This is a genomic window from Pseudogemmobacter faecipullorum, assembly GCF_020539525.1.
In the GTDB taxonomy this organism is placed as follows: Bacteria; Pseudomonadota; Alphaproteobacteria; order Rhodobacterales; family Rhodobacteraceae; genus Pseudogemmobacter; species Pseudogemmobacter faecipullorum.
Genome location: NZ_JACDXX010000002.1, coordinates 329,439 through 347,739 on the forward strand (window position 1 = coordinate 329,439; position 18,301 = coordinate 347,739).

Consider the following 18,301-nt stretch of genomic DNA (forward strand, 5'->3'; position numbering starts at 1 on the left):
CCGGGCCTTTTCGGGCGGTATATACTTCTGTCATCCTCGCTGGAGGGAACATTTCAGCACCCGTTGCGTTACTTCGGTGTGGCCTCTGCCTGTAGGCCGCAGACTGTCCCTCGTTCCACTTTCAGGGCGTTCGCCTGGTGCGGACGCCCCTTTTTCTGACAGCTTTCTGCCAGCCCGCTGCGCGCCCGCCCGCTTGACTTTCTCTGCAAACGGCGCGACGGAAAGCAATCCGGACCTCATGTCCCGCTCTCAGCCAGGCTGTTTTCCAGCCCAGCCGCAATCCCCCTTCCGCGCCGAAGCGGATGCCGCTGTGAGACTGTCAATGACATTGCATCATACTGCCGCCGCCCGTGACGGGTTTTACCTCTCTGGACCGGGGCATCAGCTGGAGCTTGCCCGCTCTGTCCAGGCCCTGCCCCGGGGCGGGCTCGACAGTCTCGCCACACGGGCCGCGGCTTTCTTCGCCGGATATGGCACAGAAGGGCTGCGGCTGGCAGGGGCTTTGCCCTATGACCGCCAGGCCGGGGATTACCTCTTTGCCGCCCGCCCGGAAGATGGCGCGCAGGCGGTCAGCCCGGCGCCGCGCGGTGATGGTTCCGGTGCGGTTTCGCAGCAGGTGCTGCTGCGCGAGGATCCTCCGGCCGCGCAATACCGCGCCGCAGTGGCCGAGGCCTTGCGCCGTATCGCTGCCGGAGCCTTTGACAAGATCGTTTTGTCGCGCAGCCTGCGGCTGAGTGCCGGGCTGGCGTTTGATCCGGGGGCTTTGCTGGCGGCACTGGCGGTGGACCCGCTGATCACCCGCTTTTCGGTGCCGCTGCCGCCCCGGCAGGCCGGGGTGCCACGCCGGCTGATCGGGGCGACGCCCGAACTGCTGCTTGCCAAACAGGGGGCGGCCATCACCTCGCATCCTCTGGCCGGATCGGCCCCGCGCGGCAGGGAGGCGGCACCCGACAAAGCGGCGGGGGCGGCGCTGCTGCACTCGGGCAAAGACCTGCGCGAACATGCGCTGGTGGCCGAGATGGTGCTCGACAGCCTCGCGCCCTGGTGCGCCAGCCTTGCCCGCCCCGAGGGGGTGAGCCTCGCGCAGACCGCGCGGCTCTGGCATCTGGGCACCCGGATTACGGGGGTGCTGAAGGATCCTGACACCCCCTGTGCCGAGCTGTTGCGGGTGCTACATCCGACACCGGCGGTCTCGGGCTATCCCCTGGCTGCCGCCGAGGCGGCTTTGCCCGGGCTGGAGGGTTATGACCGGGATTTCTACGCCGGGGCGGTTGGCTGGCTGGAAGCGAATGGCGACGGCGCCTGGTATCTGGCGCTGCGCTGTGCCGAGCTTGAGGGCAGCGAAGCCCGCCTCTATGCCGGGGCCGGGGTGGTGGCAGGCTCGGATCCGGCGCTGGAAGAGGCCGAGACGCATGCGAAATTTCAGGCTATGCTGGCGGGCTTTGGCCTCGCCACCGGTGCTGTACTCTGAGCTGAAGACGGAAAGGATCTGCAATGGCTGGCCTGCCACATATCGCCCCCTATGCCCTGCCACAGGCGGCAGAGATCCCCGGCGCGCGCGGCCCCTGGCGGCTGGAGCCGGGGCGGGCGGCGCTGCTGATCCATGATATGCAGAATTACTTTCTGCGGCCCTATGACCGCTCTGCCGCCCCTCTGGCCCCGGTGATCCGCCATATTGCAGCTCTCGCGGCTTCAGCGCGGGTCAGGGGCATTCCGGTGTTCTACACCGCGCAGCAGGGCAATCAGGACCGGCGCGACCGTGGGTTGCAGGCCGATCTCTGGGGGCCAGGCATGACTGCCGATCCGGCGCATCAGGCGATCACTGCTGAGCTGACGCCCGAGCCGGGCGATCATATGCTGGTCAAGCACCGCTACTCGGCCTTTCAGCGCTCTAATCTTGAAACGCTGATGCGGGTGCGCGGGCGTGATCAGCTGATGATCTGCGGTGTCTATGCCCATATCGGCTGCCTGATGACGGCGGCCGAGGCATTCCAGCGCGATATAGAGGCCTTTATGATTGCCGATGCTCTGGCTGATTTTTCGCGCGAAGAGCATGATATGGCGCTGAAATGGGCGGCGGGGCGCTGTGGTATCGTGCTGGGCACGGCCGCTGCGCTGCAGGCCCTGGGCTGAGGAAGAACGGCGATGCAGCTGAACGGATTTACGGGCGCGCTGACCCTGGTGACCGGGGCCGGGGGCGGGATTGGCCGGGCGCTGGTGCAGCTTTTGCTGGCCGCAGGCGCGCGGGTGGTGGCGACGGATCTGCAGGCGCCCGATCTGCCTGCTGCGGAGGGGCTGAGCTGCCATGCCCTTGATGTCAGTGATCCGGCGGCGGTCGGGGCGCTGGTGGCTGATCTCGAGCGCGATCTCGGCCCGATCCGCTTTGGCGTTTCTGTTGCCGGCACGCTGACCACCGGCCTTGTGACCGAGACCAGTGACGCCGAATGGCGCCGGGTCTTTGCGGTGAATACCGATGGCGTCTTCCATCTGACCCGGGCGCTGGCGCGGGTGATGGGGCCGCGCCGGGCCGGGGTGATGGTCGCGGTCAGTTCGAATGCGGCGGGCGTGCCGCGCTATGGCATGGCGGCCTATTGTGCCTCGAAAGCGGCCGCTACCATGTATATGCGCGCGCTCGGGCTGGAACTGGCCCCCCAGGGCATCCGCTGCAATATCATCGCCCCCGGCTCAACCCGCACGCCGATGCAGACCGGCATGTGGGCCGATGCAGGTGGCGAGGCGCGGGTGATCCGGGGCATTCCCGAAGAGTTCAAGCCTGGCATCCCGCTCGGCAAGATCGGTGAGCCCGAAGATGTGGCGCGGGCGGTGATGTTCCTGCTCTCGGATGAGGCCGGGCATATCACCATGGCCGATCTCTATATTGATGGCGGCGCAACCCAGCAGGCCTGATCCAGGTCTGGTCTGGTCTGGTCTGGTCAGGTCAGGTCAGGGGGGAGCAATCACGAGCAGCGGTCAGGCCTCTTTTCGCGCCCCCCAGGGGGCCAGGCTTTCCTGCAGGCTGGCCGCGAGTGCCAGACAGGTCGCGGCGCGGGGCGCATCGCGGCGCCAGAGCAGCGAGACGCGCCGCACCGGGGCTGCGCTGCTCAGCGGGCGGGCCACCACCAGCTGTTCGCGCAGCACCTCCGAGCGGACATAGAGCGCGGGCAGAAGCGACAGCCCCATGCCGAGCGCCACCATCTGGCGCAGGGTATCGAGCGTTGTCCCCTCATAATCGCTGACCGGCTTCAGCCCGGAGGCCTGGCACAGTGCCAGGATCTGCTGGCGCAGCTGCGGCGCGGTTTCCTGCAAAAGCAGCGTCTCGCCTGCGAGCTCTTGCGGCGTAATGCTGCTTTTCGCCGCCAGAGGGTGATCGGCGGGCAGGATCAGATGCAGCGGCTCGGCCAGCAACAGCCGGTGATCAAGATCGGGCCGCCCCGGCTCTTCCGCCAGCAGCAGCGCATCATGGCTGCCCTCGGAAAGCTGGCGCAGCAGGGTGTCGCGATGTTCTTCGCGCACCTGCAGGCGCAGCTGCGGGAAGCGGGCCCGCAGCCCGGGCATGGCCACCGACAGCACATAGGCCCCGACCGAGGGCACAACACCGAGCTGCAAGGTTCCCTGGCTGGCCGAAGGATCATAGCCGCGCGCAATGTCGCGGATATCCTCAACCCCTGCCAGCAGGCTGCGGGCGCGCCGCGCCACCTCCTGGCCCAGCGGCGTCAGCAGCACCCTGGCGCGGGTCCGCTCGACAAGGCGCGCGCCCAGTTTGGCCTCCAGCTCTTTCAGCTGGGCGCTGAGCGTCGGCTGCGCCACGCGGCAAAGCTCGGCCGCCCGCGAAAACGAGAGTGTATCGGCAACCGTGGTCAGATAGCGCAGTTGTTGCAATGTTGGCATAGGGCAGGCTTATAGTTTTTATCTATAAGAGGAAAGGGGACTTTCTATTTCTCTTTCGCGAAACGCCTCGGTATCGAGGCCCGATGCGCCGGGGCAGGAGCCTGCGGCAGCGGTTAAACAGAAGGGCAGGGGCGAGTGACAGCATCCGGCAGCGTAACAGAAACCGACGACGGGCCATCCGGGGCGCTTTCAGGGCGCAGGGTGATCCCGACCAGCCTTGCGCTGATTGCGGCGGCGGTGGCGGCGGGGCTGTTTATCTGGTTTGCCACTTTCCTGCCCGCGATCAGCGCCGGGGGAACGGCCAGGTTCAGTGCCGCCTGGGCGCCCTCGATGGGGGTTTCCTTCACGCTCTATCTCGACGGGCTGTCGCTGATCTTCGCTTTGCTGATCTCAGGCATCGGCGCGACGATTTTTCTTTATTGCATCGGCTATATGGGGGATCACCCGGATTTCCACCGGCTGATCCTCAGCCTGTTTGCCTTCATGCTGGCCATGCTGGGCCTGGTGCTCGCCGCCGATCTGATCTCGCTTTTCGTGTTCTGGGAGCTGACGGCGCTGACCTCTTATCTGCTGATCGGTTTCGGGCATGAGACCGAAAAGGCCCGGCGCAATGCTTTGCAGGCGCTGCTGGTCACCGGCGCGGGCGGTCTGGCGCTGCTGGCCGGGCTGGTGCTGATCGGTATCGCTTCGGGCAGCCAGGATCTGACCAGGATCCTCGCGGGTGAGGGGCTGCAGGGCCATGCGCTCTACCCGGCGATCCTGGTGCTGGTGCTGCTCGGCGCTTTCACCAAATCGGCGCAGTTCCCCTTCCATTTCTGGCTGCCGGGCGCCATGGCCGCGCCGACCCCGGTTTCGGCCTGGCTGCATTCAGCCACGATGGTGAAAGCCGGTGTCTATCTCATGGCGCGGCTGCATCCGGTGCTTTCGGGCACGGCGGGCTGGGAGATCAGCCTGACCGCCGCCGGTCTGACCACGGCGGTGCTGGGCGGCTATCTCGCTCTGCGCCAGAGCGATCTGAAACAGAGCCTCGCCTATACCACGCTGATGGCGCTTGGCACGATCACCCTGATGCTGGCGGGCGAGGGCGGGGCGGCGCTTTCTGCCGCCATGGTCTTCCTGATCGCCCATGCGCTTTACAAGGCGGCGCTGTTCATGCTGGTCGGCAATATCGATCATGCGACCGGCACCCGCGATGTCGCCCGTCTTTCGGGACTTGCCCGTTTCATGCCGCTGACCGCTCTGGCCGCGCTGCTCGCCGGGGCCTCGATGGCGGGCCTGCCGCCGCTGACCGGCTGGATTGCCAAGGAACTGCTCTATATCGCCGGGCTTGAAACCTCGTCACTGGTGACGGGCGGTGCGCTTCTGGCCAATGCGCTGGTCTTTGGCGTGGCGGGCATGGTGGCGATCAAGCCCTTTATCGGCGCAGCCCCGGCGGTGACCCGTACCCCGCATGAGGCGAGCCCGCTGATGCTGATCGGGCCGCTGCTTCTGGGCCTGACCGGGCTTGGCTTTGGCCTTTTCCCCGGGCTGCTGCAGGATATGCTGGCAGTGACGGTCGCGGGCAGCCTGCAGGGCGGCGCGGCGCTGAAGCTGCATCTCTGGCCCGGTTTTGGCCTGCCGCTGGCGCTGAGCGCTGCGACTTTCGCCCTTGGCGGGCTCTTCCTTGCCCTGCGTTTGCGCCATATGAAGGCCATTCGCGGCGAAGCAGGCCCCTTTGATCGCGGCTGGGACCATCTGATCGAGGGTTTCAAAAGCTTTGCCGCCGGGCTGACGCAGATGATCCAGACCGGCCGTCTGGGCTTTTACATGTTCGCTACGGTGCTGAGCCTGGTCATGGTGCTGGGCCTGGTGCTGATCACCAGGCGCCCGGTGATCAGCCTCAGCCTTGAGGCCCCCTGGTCGCTCTGGCTGATTGCGCTGATCGTGGCGCTTGGCGCCGCGCTGGCTTTGCGCACCGGCTCGCGCATCCTCAATATCGTCGGGCTTGGCACTTCGGGCCTGGGCGTGGCGCTGATCTTCATCCTGTTCGGCGCGCCGGATGTGGCGCTGACCCAGCTGATGGTCGAGACCCTCTCGGCGGTGCTCTTCGCCGCCGCGCTGCTGCGGCTGCCGCAGCTCACCGAGCGGCGTCCGCGCCGCCGTCAGATCCTGCATGGCTTGCTGGCCGGGGCCTTTGGCCTGATCATGACGCTGATCGTTCTGGCGATCACCTCGCATCCGCTCGACCGGCGTCTGACCGACTGGTTCGAGGTGAATTCGGTTCCGGCGGCGCATGGCCATAACATCGTCAACGTGATCCTCGTCGACTTCCGCGCCTTTGATACTTTCGGAGAACTGACCGTGGTCCTGCTTGCCGCGATCGGCGCCTATGCGCTGTTGCGCCGCCCGGTCGGAAAGGGGGCGAAATCATGAGGTCGCCCATTCTCGGGATCGGGGCAAAGATCCTGCTGCCGGTCTTTCTGCTCTTCTCGCTGTTCATCCTGTTTCGTGGCCATAACGTGCCGGGCGGCGGCTTTATCGGCGGGCTGATCTTTGCCGCAGGCTTTGCGCTTTACGGCTTTGCCTTTGGCTTTGGCGCGGCGCAGCAGCGCCTCAGGATCGATCCCCGGACCCTGGGCGTCATCGGGCTGATCGCGGCGGTCTGTGCCGGGCTGATGCCGGCGCTGAGCGGTGACCAGCCCTTCACCGGGCTCTGGGCCACCGCCCTGCCGGTCTCCTCGGTGATGTTGTTTGACATCGGCGTCTATCTTGCGGTGGCAGGGGCCATCCTCACCCTTATTTTCGCGCTGGAGGAGGGCTGATGGAACTGCCGCTTGCACTGCTGACCGGACTTCTGAGTGCCTTTGCCCTCTGGCTGATGCTTTCGGGCAATCTGCTGCGGTTCCTGTTCGGGCTTTTGCTGCTGTCAAATGCGGTGAATCTGGCGATCTTCGCCAGCGGACGGCTGACTTATGGCCTGCCGCCGCTGCTGGGGGCCTCGGGCCAGCCGGGAGAGGCGGTGATGGCCAATGCCCTGCCCCAGGCGCTGCTTCTGACCGCGATCGTCATCGGCTTTGGCTTTTTCGCCTTTGTCCTTGCCCTGACCATCCGCGCCTATCGCAGCTTCGGCCATCTGGAGCCGGACCGGATGCGGCTGGCCGAGCCGGAGGAGGCGCATAAATGAGCTGGCTTCTTGCTTTGCCGGTGATGCTGCCCTTTGCAGCCGCCGCTCTCGCCTTCCTGACGCGGCGCAGCCGGGCCAGCGCTTATGCCTCGCTGGCCGGTGCCCTGATCTCGCTGATCCTTGCCCTGATGCTGCTGCAAGCGGTGATTGAAAACGGCGTGGTGGCGGTGCAGATGTCGGCCTGGCCCGCGCCTTTCGGCATCACCCTCGTTGCCGATTACCTGGCGGCGGCCATGGTGCTGATCACCGCGATCATCAGCCTCGGCGTAACGATCTGGTCGATGGCCGAGATTGGCCGCAAGAGCCGGGCCTATGGCTGGTATGGTCTGTTTCAGACCCTGATCGGCGGGGTGACCGGGGCGTTTCTGACCGGTGATCTGTTTAACCTCTATGTCTGGTTTGAGGTGATGCTGATCTCCTCCTTCGGGCTGCTGGTGATTTCCGGGCGGCGCGAGGCCACCGACGGTGCGGTGAAATATGTGACGCTGAACCTGATCTCGACCGTGCTCTTCCTCTGCGCGGCCGGGCTGCTTTATGGCGCGACCGGCACGCTGAATATGGCCGATCTGCGCGCCGCTGTGGCCGCCCATCCTGATCAGGGGCTGATGACCGTCATCGGTATGATGCTGATGCTGGCCTTCGGGCTGAAGGCGGCGGTCTTCCCGCTGTTCTTCTGGCTGCCCGCCTCGTACCATACGCCGCATTATGCCACTTCGGCGGTCTTTGCCGGGCTGCTGACCAAGGTAGGCGTCTACGCGCTGATCCGCACTTTTACTCTGATTTTCGTCGGTGATCAGGGCCTGACCCATGAAATCCTGTTGTGGTGCGCCTGTCTGACCATGCTTACCGGCGTGCTGGGCGCGGCAGCCCAGAGCGATTTCCGCCGCGTGCTGTCGTTCCATATCGTCAGCCAGATCGGCTATATGGTTCTGGGCCTGGCGCTGATGACGCCGCTGGCGCTGGCGGGGGCGGTCTTCTACCTGCTGCACCATATCGTGGTGAAGGCGAACCTGTTCCTGATCGCCGGGCTGGCGCGGCGCCTGACCGGCAGTTCGGACCTCTACCGCATTGGCGGGCTCTGGCGCTATGCGCCGCTGCTCGGCATCCTGTTCCTGATCCCGGCCTTCTCGCTGGCGGGCTTCCCGCCGCTTTCCGGCTTCTGGGCGAAATATCTGCTGATCCGCGCCTCGCTGGAACTGCAGCACTGGCTGGTTGCCGGGATCGCTTTGCTGGTCGGGCTGCTCACGGTCTATTCGATGACCAAGATCATGGCTGAGGCCTTCTGGAAGGCCCATCCCAAAGGCATCGAGCCGCGGTTGTCGCGGCTGTCGGGTGCTGCGCTGGGGCTGATGCTGGGGCCGGTGATGGCGCTGACGCTGATGACGCTGATCATCGGCTTTTATCCGGCGCCCTTCATCGCCTTTGCCGAGACGGCGGCGGCGCAGCTGCTGGATCCGGGCGCCTATATCACCACTGTTCTGGGGGCGCGGCCATGAAAGCACTGAACCGCATCCTCCAGGCGCTGATCCTGTTTTTGTATTTCGTGAAGGAATTCGTGAAATCCTGCCTGCTGGTGGCGCGTGACTGCCTGCGGGCACAGCCGCGCCTCGCGCCGGTGATCGTCACCATGCCGCTGGAAAGCCGCAACCCTGGCGAGATTTTCCTTCTTGCCAATATGATCACCCTGACCCCCGGCACCATGACGCTGGATGTGGCTGAGGATCTGTCCTCGCTGACCATCCACACCATCTATGGTGAGGATCCCGAGGCGGTGGTCGCCGATCTGAAATCGGGGATGGAAGCCATGGTGCGAAAGGTATTCCGCTGATGAGCGCGGCAGATTTTCTCGACTATTCGCTGCAAGCCGGCATGGCGCTGGCGCTGATCGCGCTTGTCCTTGGCTTTATCCGGCTCTGGCGCGGCCCGGTGCTGGCCGACCGGCTGGTGGCGCTGGAGATGATGACCAATGTGGCTATCGGCTTTTGCGGCCTGTTCGCGCTGCAGACCGGGGTCGCGGCCTGGCTGGATATTGCACTGGCGCTGGCCCTGGTCAGCTTTGTCTCAACCGTGGCCTTCGCCCGTTATGCCGGGGCTCAGGCGGTGAAATCCGGAGGGAAACCCGGCCATGACTGAGATCCTGACTGCGCTTTTCGTGCTGGCCGGCGGCTTTTTTGCTCTGATGGCGGCGCTGGGTGTGCTGCGTTTCCCCGATGCGCTGAGCCGGATGCATGCCGCCTCAAAGGTTGGCACCATGGCCGGATCGCTGGCGCTGATCGCGGCTGCGATCTGGTTTGGCGAGACCGGGATCAGCGTGAAAGTCGTTATCGCGGTGGTGTTTTTGTTCTTCACCGCGCCGATTGGTGCGCATCTGCTCGGCCGGGCCGCCGCCCGGCGCGATGCGGGCCGTGATCAGGGCTGAGAGCTGATCACGGCAGAGCGCCGGGCGCTCGCCCCGCCTGGTGGCTGCTCAGCCCTGCCTGGTGCAAGCGCCCTGGTGCCGTGAACAAAGCAGTGGCCACAGAATGACAAAAGGCGGGTCAGAGCGACCCGCCTTTTGCTTTTGCCGTTTCGTTTTCCCGGATCAGCTGCCCTTTTTCTCGCGCTGGACCAGGACCGAGAGCAGCGCCAGCAGACCCGAGCCGACCATCAGGAAGACCGAGACCGCGTTCAGCACCGGGGTCGAACCGGATTTGACCATGCGGTCATACATGGTGATGGTCAGCGGCGCATCCGAGCCGACCAGCATCAGCGTGGTGTTGAAATTCTCAAACGAGACCAGGAAGGCCACCACAAAGGCCGAGAACAGCGCCGGCATCAGATAGGGCAGGGTGACCGTCATCAGCACCCGCAGCCGCGAGGCCCCGAGATTCAGCGCCGCCTCTTCCAGGGCCAGGTCAAATTTGCGCAGCCGCGCCGCGATCACCAGGGTGGTGATGGTGACGAGGAAAGAGAACTGACCAAAGATCACCAGCAATGTGCCCGGGCGCAGGAAGCCCCAGTCCATGCCGGTCGTGGCGGAAACACCATTGGCGACCATCGAGGCAAACACCAGGATCGAGATGCCGACGATCACGCCCGGGATCACCAGCGGCAGGATCATCAGCACATAGAGCAGGCTCTTAAAGGGGAAGTTTTTACGCTCAAACAGGAAGGCGTTGCAGGTGCCGACAAAGACCGACAGCGCCGAGACGATCACGCCGATATAGGCCGAGTTCATCAGCCCGCGCATCAGGCGGCGGTCATTGAACATGCCGATCACCGGCTTTTCATCGCCAAAGAACCAGCCAAGGGTAAAGCCTTTCCACGGCAGGGCCGGGAACTGGCTGTCATTGAAGGCAAAGATCCCGGCCGCGATCAGCGGCGCCACGAGATAGAAGAAGAACATCAGCATATAGCCGGTATAGACACCGCGCATCAGCGCCGAGCGGGGGGCAGCGACGTTCATGGGCTCACTCCTTCGCTACAGTGGAGGCAAGGCTCTGCCCGGTCAGGCGCAGCCCCAGCCAGACGGCGGCCGAGGTGAAGACCAGCAGCAGGACCCCGAAGGTTGCGCCGGATTCCCAGTTAAACCGGGTCACGAACTGCTCATAGATCTGTTCGGTGAACCACATAGAGTTTTTGCCCCCGAGCAGGATCGGCGTCAGATAGGAGCCTGCGGCCAGCATGAAGGTGATGATACAGCCGGCGACAATGCCGGGCATGGCATAGGGGATGACGATGCGGCGGAAGACGGTGATCCGGCTGCCGCCAAGATTATAGCCCGCCTCCAGCATGGAATTATCCATGCCGTCGAGGGTCGAGACCAGCGGCACGATCATGAACAGCACCACGGTATAGACCATGCCAATGACCACGGTAACGTCGTTATAGAGCAGCTCAACCGGGCCGGAGGTCAGGCCCGCCGATTGCAGCAGGCCCGAGACCAGACCGGTTTCCCGCAGGAGCAGGATCCAGCCGAAGGCGCGCACCAGGTCCGAGACCCACAGCGGGATCAGGCACATCAGGAACAAAGCCGCGCGCGAGCGTTTCTGCGCGATTTTCGCGATGTAATAGGCCACCGGAAACCCAAGCAGCAAAGCCAGCACCGTGACCAGAACCGAGATCCAGGCGGTGCGCAGCAGCGTGTTCCAGTAGATCGGCTCGCGGAAGAAATCGAGATAGTTCTTAAAGCCGAATGTATAGTTATTCGGCCCGTGTTTTTCCTGCAGCGACAGATAGCCGATGCCGATCTGCGGCAGGATGATCAGCAGAAGGATCCAGAGCGCAAAAGGCGCGAAAAGCAGGATCAGCGACAGTTTACCGGCGTCGGATTTCGCCATGGCTTACACCGATGCCGGGAAGGCCAGCGCATGTTCGCGCCGCCAGTAAAGCGTGACATGATCCCCGGCCTTAATCGGGTTGGTGGCATCCATCACCCCTTGGGTGACCTCAATGCGCCGCGCGCCGGCACGCACCAGCACCCGGCTGTTGGCGCCGTTGAACAACAGGCTGTCCACCTGGCCCGAGATCTGGTTCGCGCCCTCAATCGGGGACAGGGAAATGGCTTCGGGACGCAGGAAAAGCTCAATCCGGTCGCCCTCATTCAGCGGATGGCCCTGGGTGGCGAGGCTCTCGGTACCGTCCTCAAGCGCAACCATGGCCTCGCGCCCGGCAGCGCGCGTTACCCGGCCCGGCCAGCGATTGGCATCGCCGACAAAGCCCGCGACAAAGCCGGTGGCGGGTGCATTATACAGATCCTGCGGGCTGCCGATCTGTTCGAACCTTCCCGCATTCATCACCGCGACATTATCCGACATGATCAGCGCTTCGGACTGATCATGGGTGATATAGAGGAAAGTGGTGTTGAACTGGTTCTGCAGCAGCTTCAGCTCAATTTTCATCTGCTCGCGCAGCTTCAGATCCAGCGCGCCAAGCGGCTCATCGAGCAGCAGCACATCCGGCTCCAGCACCATGCAGCGCGCGATGGCGATGCGCTGTTTCTGGCCGCCCGAAAGCTGGGAAACCTCTTTTTCGGCGACGCCAGGCAGACCGACCCGCGCCAGCACATCCTTCACCTTGCGCTCAATATCGGTGCGGTTCTCGCCCTGGCATTTCAGCCCATAGGCAATATTCTCGCCGACATTCATCATCGGGAACAAGGCCAGATGCTGGAACACCATCTTCACCGAGCGCTTGTTCGGCGCCACATCCAGCACCGATCTGCCCTTGATCCGGATATCGCCCGAAGAGGGCTGCTCAAATCCGGCAATCATCCGCATCAGCGTGGTCTTGCCGCAGCCTGAGGGGCCGAGGATCGAGAAGAATGAGCCGCGAGGCACTGAGAAAGACACGTCATTGACGGCCGTGTGGCTGCCAAAGCGTTTGGTGAGATTGACGCATTCTAGATCATGCATGGCGCAGGCTTCCGGCAAGGAGAGGGCAGAAAGGAACTGCCCGCCAGAGGTCAGAGCGACCCCTCGCGGGCAGCCGGGTCAGGCGGGGTTACTGAGCAGCTTTGATCCGCTCGAGCACTTTGCCTTCGATATCTTCCAGACCTGCCGGAATATTGGCGAAGAACTTCATATTGGCGATCGCCGCATCGTCGAAGGCGAGTTTCACCGCGGCCTTTTTCTCTTCCGGCAGCAGATCAATCCCGCCTTCAACCGCCGCAATCGCGCCGGTCGAATCCGACATGATGGTGACGATTTCCGGACGCAGAACGAAGTTGATCCACTTATAGGCCGCATCATCGGCCTCGCCCTTGGCCGGGATGACGAAAGTGTCGATCCAGGTCAGCGCGCCGGTGGCCGGGGGGACGTAAACGAGGTTGTTATTCTCGGCGTACAGTTTGAACGCGGTCGAATCCCAGCTTTCCGACGCCACAACCTCGCCCGAGAGCATCATCGCCGAAAGCTCATCGCCACCGGCCCAGAAGGTTTTCAGATTGGCTTTGCACTCAATCATCTTCTCGGCGACTTTTTCCAGCATCGCGGTATAGGCCGGAACATCCGCATAGAGGGCGAAGGGGTCATAGCCGAGCGAATAGCCCATGCCGAGCAGGATGGTGCGGCGCAGGCGCATCGAGGTGCGGCCTTTATATTCCTCTTTGCACAGGTCGGCCCAGTCTTTCACATCCGGCGCTGCGGTCTTGTCGACCACGAGGCCGGTGGTGCCCCACTGATGCGGCACGGCGTAAACATTGCCGTCAATCGAGGTATTGGCCTTGACCGCCTCGAGCAGATTGGCCTGCATTTTGCCGGTTTCGATCTGGCTCAGGTCAAGCGGCTTATAGATGCCGAATTCCTGCTGGGCCGAGAAGATCCGGTCATGGCTGGGCTGGGCGAGGTCGAAGCCTGCACCACCGGTGGCGCGCAGTTTCGAGATCATTTCCTCATTGTTCGAGAGGGTGACCTCGACATCAATATCGGGATATTCCGCCTCGAAGAGGTCGATCACCTCTTCCGGGGCATAGCCGCCCCAGGTCAGCAGGCGCAGGGTTTCGGCCTGTGCCCCGCCCGCAAACAGCGCGGCGGCGCAGAGGGTTGCCGTCAGAATGCCTTTTACAGCCATGGTCTTCTCCCTATGAATGGCCGGGCTGTCGCCGCCCGGCTCGCTCAGTCTATGAAAGTCTTATATGACGCCAGACGTTGGTATCGTAACAGATTTATTTTGATCAAACGCTCTTTTTATTCTTTTCTTGCGTGGCGTTAGAGTCCCTGGCCGGTTTACCCCGGCAGCTCGGAGAGCTGGTATTCGCTTTTCGCCAGCCATTCCGGGCAGATCTCGACACCCCAGCCCGGCGCATCGGTGACGGTGACCTCGCCGCCCTCAACCCGGTAGGGATCCTCGCGGTAGAGCCCGTATTGCCAGGGGTAGTAATCCGCCTCTTCAATCGAGAATTCGAGATATTTCCCGGCGCTGCCCGGTGTGCCTGTCACCGGCCCGCCAAGCGCGCGCAGAAGATGCATGGTGAACAAGGTGACCAGGCCCTGATTGGCGGCATGGGGGGTGATCGGCAGGCCCGCGGCCGCGGCCAGATGGCAGACGCGCAGGGTGCGGGAGATACCGCCGAGATAAAGGATATCGGGCTGGACCACATCGACCGCGCGCATATCGATCATATGCCGCCAGGTCGGAATTTCGCAGTCCTGCTCGCCGCCGGTCACGGCAATCGGCTTACCTTCCAGCGCCTCGCGCACTTCGCGGGTCTGCTCCAGCTCCCAGTAGAGGCAGGGCTCCTCAAAATGCTCAATGCCATGTTCCAGCAGCAGATCCGCGACCTGGATGGCGCGTTTCGGCGAGAAGCCGCTATTGGCATCGACCAGCAAAGCGGCATCGGCGCCAAGGGCGCGGCGGATCGTCGGAATGATTTCTTCGGTGCGGCCCGGCCATTCATCGGTATCATGGCCATATTCGGCGGCGATGCGGAATTTAAAGGCATCATAGCCAAATTCGCCCTGCAGGCGGCGGAATCTTTCGGCCTCGGCTGCGGGGGTGATCTCGCGTTTCATCGACGAGGCATAGGCCCGCAATTTGCCCGGCGTGCCGCCGATCAGCGAACAGACCGGCAGGCCGGCGATCTTGCCGCGCAGATCCCAGATCGCGGTATCCAGGCCGCCAATGGCGCGTTTCATATAGGAGCCGGGGAATTTATGCTCGCGCTCGATCACCTTATCGGTCAGCGCGTCGAGATCCTCAAACTCCACCCCCAGCACATGCGGTGCGATCTGCCGGTGCAGCACCTGCGAGGTGATATCGGAATTATAGGTCGAGACCTGGCCCCAGCCCTGCCGCCCCTCCGCATCTGTGACGCGGGTGAAGCCGATATAGCGATTGGTAAAGGTTTCAATACGGGTGATTTTCACGGCAGGTCCTGGGCTTGCCCTGGTCAGGGCGGTATGTCTTCGCAAAGATTGTAACAGCCGGGCGGCTCTCATAAGGTCCACTTTCGAAAAACACAGGATCCGGTTTAACGGTATCCGGAGATCCTGCGCCCCGGGCTGCAGGAACGGGGAGGGCAGAATGGTCAAACGCTCATCGGGCGAGCTGTTATTCGGATTGCGCGTTGACCGTGCTCTGCCGGTCTCGGTCACCACCCAGCTTTATGGCGCGATCCGTGATCTGATCGCCGAAGGGGCGCTGAGCCCGGGGCGACGCCTGCCCTCGAGCCGGACCCTTGCCACCGAACTGGGGGTGTCGCGCACCACGGCGATTGCGGTTTATGAGCGGCTGCTCTCAGAAGGGCTGATCGAGGCCAGGACCGGCTCGGGCTCTTATGTGTCAGACCAGGCGGCCAGTCAGCGCCCGCAGGCCAGCCTGCGCGCGGCAGAGAGCGGCGATGCAAGTGATACAGAACCGGCCGGTGCCAGCGTCTCGCAGGCGATTCTGGCGGCCTCGGGGCGCTTTGTGCCCCGGCTGCCCCATCCGCAAAAGCCCCGGGCTTTCGTGACTGGCATGCCCGATTATGACAGTTTTCCGCTGGCCATCTGGGCCCGGCTGACGGCACGGCACTGGCGCGGCACCCGCGAGGTGGTGCTGGGCTATGGCGATCCCGAGGGCGATGCGCGGCTGCGCCGGGCCATTGCCGGTCATCTGCGCGCCAATCGCGGCATCAGCTGTGACGAGGATCAGATTTTCATCACCGCCGGGGCGCAGCAGGCTTTTGATCTGATCGGGCGGGTGCTGCTGAACCCTGGCGATAAAGTCTGGTTTGAGGATCCCGGCGCAATCGGGGCGCGCAACAGTCTGACCGCCACCGGGGCGCGGCTGGTGCCGGTGCCGGTGGATGGCGAGGGGCTGAATGTGGCGCAGGCTCTGGCGCGCGCGCCGGATTTCCGCCTCGCCTTTGTCACCCCCTCGCATCAGCATCCGACCGGGGCCGAGATGAGCCTGGCGCGGCGCGAGGCTTTGCTGGCCGCGGCAGGCCAGGCCGGGGCCTGGATCATCGAGGATGATTACGACGGCGAGTTTCGCTATGACGGCCGGCCGCTGCCGACGCTGGTCAGTGGCGACCGGGCGGGCCGGGTGATCTATGTCGGAACCTTCTCAAAAAGCCTGTTTCCGGCTTTGCGGCTGGGGTTCTACATTGCGCCGCGCCCGCTGGTGCCGGTTTTTGCCGCGATCAGCCGCGCCTTTTTGCAAGGCGTCTCGACCGAGGTTCAGGCGGTGCTGGCCGCCTTTATCGAAGAGGGGCATTTCGCCACCCATCTGCGCCGGATGCGCGAGATCTACGCCCTGCGCCATGCGGCTTTCCACCGGGCGGCAGCCGAACATCTGACGGGATTGCTCGATTGCAGCCGCAGCCAGGCCGGGTTCCATATCCTCGGCCGCTTTGCCGATACCAGGCTGCGCGAGACTGAGGTGCTGAAGGCCGCCCGCGCGGCGGGGCTGGTGGTCTCGGGCCTTGGCTCTTTCAGCAGCGCCGGGCCGGATCCGCAGAATGGCGGCGGCCTCGTGCTGGGGGTGACGGCGATCCCGCCCGCCGCCATTGAGCGCGGCGTGGCCGATCTTGCCCGGGTGCTGCGCTCCTGCCTTCAGCCCTGATCCTCAAGGATCATCTGCGCCGCGCGATGCGCCAGCATGATCACCGGGGCATTGATATTGCCGGAGGTGACATTGGGGAAGGCCGAGGCATCGGCCACCCGCAGCCCCCGCAGCCCATGCAGCCGCAGCCGGTGGTCGACCACATTCGCCCCGTCATCGGGACCCATGCGGCAGGTGCCGCAGGCATGGAACACGCTGCCCGAGCGCGCCCGGATATCGGCGATCAGCGCCTCGGTATCGTGATCTTCCAGCGCCGCCCCGGGTGCCATTTCGGTCTCGATATAGCGCGCAATCGCGGGCTGGCGGGAGATGTGGCGGATCAGCCGCACCGCATCGAGCATCTCCTCCATATCGCGGGGATGCGAGAAATAATTCGGCTCGATCAGCGGCGCGGCCTCGGGATCGGGCGAGGCGATGGCGATGCGGCCCCGGCTTTCCGGGCGGCAGGGCTGTACCCCGATGAAAAAGCCGGGGAAAGGGTCGGGCAGGGTGAGGCGGCGCTTGCCGGGCGTGGGTTTCGAATAGGAAACCGGCGAGAAATACAGCTGCTGATCGACGCGCGACAGCCCCTCGCGTGAGCGGACAAAGCCCCCGGCCTGATTGACCGAAAGCGACAAAGGCCCGTCACGGCGCAGCACATAGCGCAGCCCCAGCATCATCCGCCCGAGCCAGGGGCGCAGCTGGCTGTTCAGCGTCGGCACCCGCGAGCGGAACAGATAGTCGATGCCGAGATGATCCTGGAGGTTTTCCCCGACAGCGGGCATGTGGTGCAGGACCGTTTTGCCCTGGGCCTGCAGCAATGCGCCGGGGCCGATGCCCGAATGCTGCAGCAGGACCGGCGAGAGCACGGCGCCTGCGGCAAGCACCACCTCGGCCCGGGCGCGGGCAGTTTTCATCTGGCCATGCTGGCGGTATTCAACGCCGACAGCGCGGCCTTCCTCGATCAGCAGGCGATGGGCGAAGGCATGGGTTTCGACCCGCAGATTGGCGCGTTTCATCGCCGGATGCAGGAAAGCCGTGGCCGAGGAAGAGCGCTGCCCCTTATCGGCCGAGATCTGATAGATCGAGACGCCCTCGCGGTTTTCGCCATTATAATCGGGGGTGCGGGCAAAGCCGGCCTGCTCTGCCGCGCTGAGCCAGTCATGCGACAAAGGATGCACGCCTCTGGCCATATCGCTGACCCTGACCGGCCCTTTGGTGCCCCGCCCGGGTTCGGCGCCGCGGGTAAAGGTCTCGATGGCCTCGAAATGCGGCGCGACATCCTCCGGGCCCCAGCCCGGATTGCCATGCGCGCGCCAGTCCTCAAAATCATTGTCCTGGCCGCGCACCCAGACCATGGCATTGATCGAGGAGGAGCCGCCCAGCACCTTACCGCGCGGCCAGTAGCTCTCGCGTCCCGCCAGGGCCTCTTGCGGGCCGGTCATGAAGCGCCAGTTGACCTTTGGGTTCCAGAAGCTGTGGCCATAGCCGATCGGCATGCGGATCATGAAGCGCCGGTCCGAGCCGCCCGCTTCGAGCAGCAGGACTTTATAGCGGCCCGAGGCGCTGAGCTGATCGGCCAGCACGCAGCCCGCCGAGCCTGCGCCGATGATGATGAAATCGTATTCTGCCACGCCTGCCTCCGGCCCCTGTTCTGCTGCTTCTAGCCGAGCCGGGGCCGGGGACAAAAGGCCATTGCGATGAGAGCAGGCGACCACTCAGGCGCGCCAGGGCCCGGAACAGGAGCTT

18 protein-coding genes are annotated in these 18,301 nt (G+C 64.3%); 11 read left to right on the forward strand and 7 right to left on the reverse strand.

Annotation, left to right across the window (positions count from 1 at the left end; all coding sequences use genetic code 11):
- The first annotated feature begins 310 nt into the window (after nucleotides 1-310).
- Genes H0485_RS03425 through H0485_RS03435 form a run of 3 tightly spaced genes read left to right on the forward strand, consistent with a single transcriptional unit; the run spans nucleotide 311 to nucleotide 2,907 of the window.
- Nucleotides 311-1,471, forward strand: coding sequence for an isochorismate synthase (locus H0485_RS03425; protein WP_226933957.1), 1,161 nt, complete (start codon nucleotides 311-313; stop codon nucleotides 1,469-1,471).
- 23 nt (nucleotides 1,472-1,494) lie between these two features.
- Nucleotides 1,495-2,133: an isochorismatase family protein gene (locus H0485_RS03430; protein ID WP_226933958.1), complete on the forward strand. Its 639-nt coding sequence runs from the start codon at nucleotides 1,495-1,497 to the stop codon at nucleotides 2,131-2,133.
- Between the two features lie 12 nt (nucleotides 2,134-2,145).
- Complete coding sequence (locus H0485_RS03435) at nucleotides 2,146-2,907, forward strand: 2,3-dihydro-2,3-dihydroxybenzoate dehydrogenase (RefSeq protein ID WP_226933959.1); 762 nt, start codon at nucleotides 2,146-2,148, stop codon at nucleotides 2,905-2,907.
- Nucleotides 2,908-2,970: 63 nt separating this feature from the next.
- On the opposite strand, the gene H0485_RS03440 is transcribed toward H0485_RS03435, so the two are convergent.
- A complete protein-coding gene (locus H0485_RS03440) occupies nucleotides 2,971-3,888 on the reverse strand; it encodes a hydrogen peroxide-inducible genes activator (RefSeq protein WP_226933960.1) in 918 nt (305 codons plus the stop codon).
- Between the two features lie 135 nt (nucleotides 3,889-4,023).
- On the opposite strand from H0485_RS03440, the gene mbhE reads away from it, so the two are divergent.
- The 7 genes from mbhE to mnhG are packed head-to-tail and all read left to right on the forward strand — an operon-like array spanning nucleotide 4,024 to nucleotide 9,470.
- Complete coding sequence (mbhE, locus tag H0485_RS03445) at nucleotides 4,024-6,300, forward strand: hydrogen gas-evolving membrane-bound hydrogenase subunit E (protein WP_226933961.1); 2,277 nt, start codon at nucleotides 4,024-4,026, stop codon at nucleotides 6,298-6,300.
- Complete coding sequence (locus H0485_RS03450; protein WP_226933962.1) at nucleotides 6,297-6,689, forward strand: MnhB domain-containing protein; 393 nt, start codon at nucleotides 6,297-6,299, stop codon at nucleotides 6,687-6,689. The genes mbhE and H0485_RS03450 overlap by 4 nt, the downstream gene beginning before the upstream one ends.
- Nucleotides 6,689-7,051 (forward strand): NADH-quinone oxidoreductase subunit K, encoded by a 363-nt coding sequence (locus H0485_RS03455; RefSeq protein ID WP_226933963.1) that lies wholly within the window; start codon nucleotides 6,689-6,691, stop codon nucleotides 7,049-7,051. The genes H0485_RS03450 and H0485_RS03455 overlap by 1 nt, the downstream gene beginning before the upstream one ends.
- On the forward strand, nucleotides 7,048-8,547 hold the full coding sequence (locus tag H0485_RS03460) for a Na+/H+ antiporter subunit D (RefSeq protein WP_226933964.1): 1,500 nt from the start codon (nucleotides 7,048-7,050) through the stop codon (nucleotides 8,545-8,547). The genes H0485_RS03455 and H0485_RS03460 overlap by 4 nt, the downstream gene beginning before the upstream one ends.
- Complete coding sequence (locus H0485_RS03465) at nucleotides 8,544-8,879, forward strand: Na+/H+ antiporter subunit E (protein WP_226933965.1); 336 nt, start codon at nucleotides 8,544-8,546, stop codon at nucleotides 8,877-8,879. The genes H0485_RS03460 and H0485_RS03465 overlap by 4 nt, the downstream gene beginning before the upstream one ends.
- Nucleotides 8,879-9,184, forward strand: coding sequence for an MrpF/PhaF family protein (locus H0485_RS03470; protein WP_226933966.1), 306 nt, complete (start codon nucleotides 8,879-8,881; stop codon nucleotides 9,182-9,184). Before H0485_RS03465 ends, H0485_RS03470 begins: the two co-directional genes overlap by 1 nt.
- Complete coding sequence (gene mnhG / locus H0485_RS03475; RefSeq protein ID WP_226933967.1) at nucleotides 9,177-9,470, forward strand: monovalent cation/H(+) antiporter subunit G; 294 nt, start codon at nucleotides 9,177-9,179, stop codon at nucleotides 9,468-9,470. The genes H0485_RS03470 and mnhG overlap by 8 nt, the downstream gene beginning before the upstream one ends.
- A gap of 162 nt (nucleotides 9,471-9,632) precedes the next feature.
- Here the strand turns inward: mnhG and H0485_RS03480 are convergent, their stop codons facing one another.
- The 5 genes from H0485_RS03480 to H0485_RS03500 all read right to left on the reverse strand — a co-directional run bounded on the left by H0485_RS03480 (nucleotide 9,633) and on the right by H0485_RS03500 (nucleotide 14,895).
- Nucleotides 9,633-10,496, reverse strand: coding sequence for an ABC transporter permease (locus tag H0485_RS03480; RefSeq protein ID WP_226933968.1), 864 nt, complete (start codon nucleotides 10,494-10,496; stop codon nucleotides 9,633-9,635).
- Nucleotides 10,497-10,500: 4 nt separating this feature from the next.
- A complete protein-coding gene (locus H0485_RS03485; protein WP_226933969.1) occupies nucleotides 10,501-11,370 on the reverse strand; it encodes an ABC transporter permease in 870 nt (289 codons plus the stop codon).
- A 3-nt stretch (nucleotides 11,371-11,373) separates the two neighbouring features.
- Complete coding sequence (locus tag H0485_RS03490) at nucleotides 11,374-12,444, reverse strand: ABC transporter ATP-binding protein (RefSeq protein WP_226933970.1); 1,071 nt, start codon at nucleotides 12,442-12,444, stop codon at nucleotides 11,374-11,376.
- Nucleotides 12,445-12,532: 88 nt separating this feature from the next.
- Nucleotides 12,533-13,600, reverse strand: coding sequence for an extracellular solute-binding protein (locus H0485_RS03495; RefSeq protein ID WP_226933971.1), 1,068 nt, complete (start codon nucleotides 13,598-13,600; stop codon nucleotides 12,533-12,535).
- Nucleotides 13,601-13,755: 155 nt separating this feature from the next.
- Nucleotides 13,756-14,895 (reverse strand): mandelate racemase/muconate lactonizing enzyme family protein, encoded by a 1,140-nt coding sequence (locus H0485_RS03500; RefSeq protein WP_226933972.1) that lies wholly within the window; start codon nucleotides 14,893-14,895, stop codon nucleotides 13,756-13,758.
- Between the two features lie 157 nt (nucleotides 14,896-15,052).
- Between H0485_RS03500 and pdxR the strand changes: the two genes are divergently transcribed.
- Nucleotides 15,053-16,573: a MocR-like pyridoxine biosynthesis transcription factor PdxR gene (pdxR, locus tag H0485_RS03505; protein ID WP_226933973.1), complete on the forward strand. Its 1,521-nt coding sequence runs from the start codon at nucleotides 15,053-15,055 to the stop codon at nucleotides 16,571-16,573.
- Here pdxR and H0485_RS03510 read toward each other — a convergent pair.
- Nucleotides 16,564-18,186, reverse strand: a complete 1,623-nt coding sequence (locus H0485_RS03510) for a GMC family oxidoreductase (RefSeq protein ID WP_226933974.1) — start codon at nucleotides 18,184-18,186, stop codon at nucleotides 16,564-16,566. The two genes, pdxR and H0485_RS03510, sit on opposite strands and share 10 nt — an antisense overlap.
- Nucleotides 18,187-18,301: the final 115 nt, after the last annotated feature.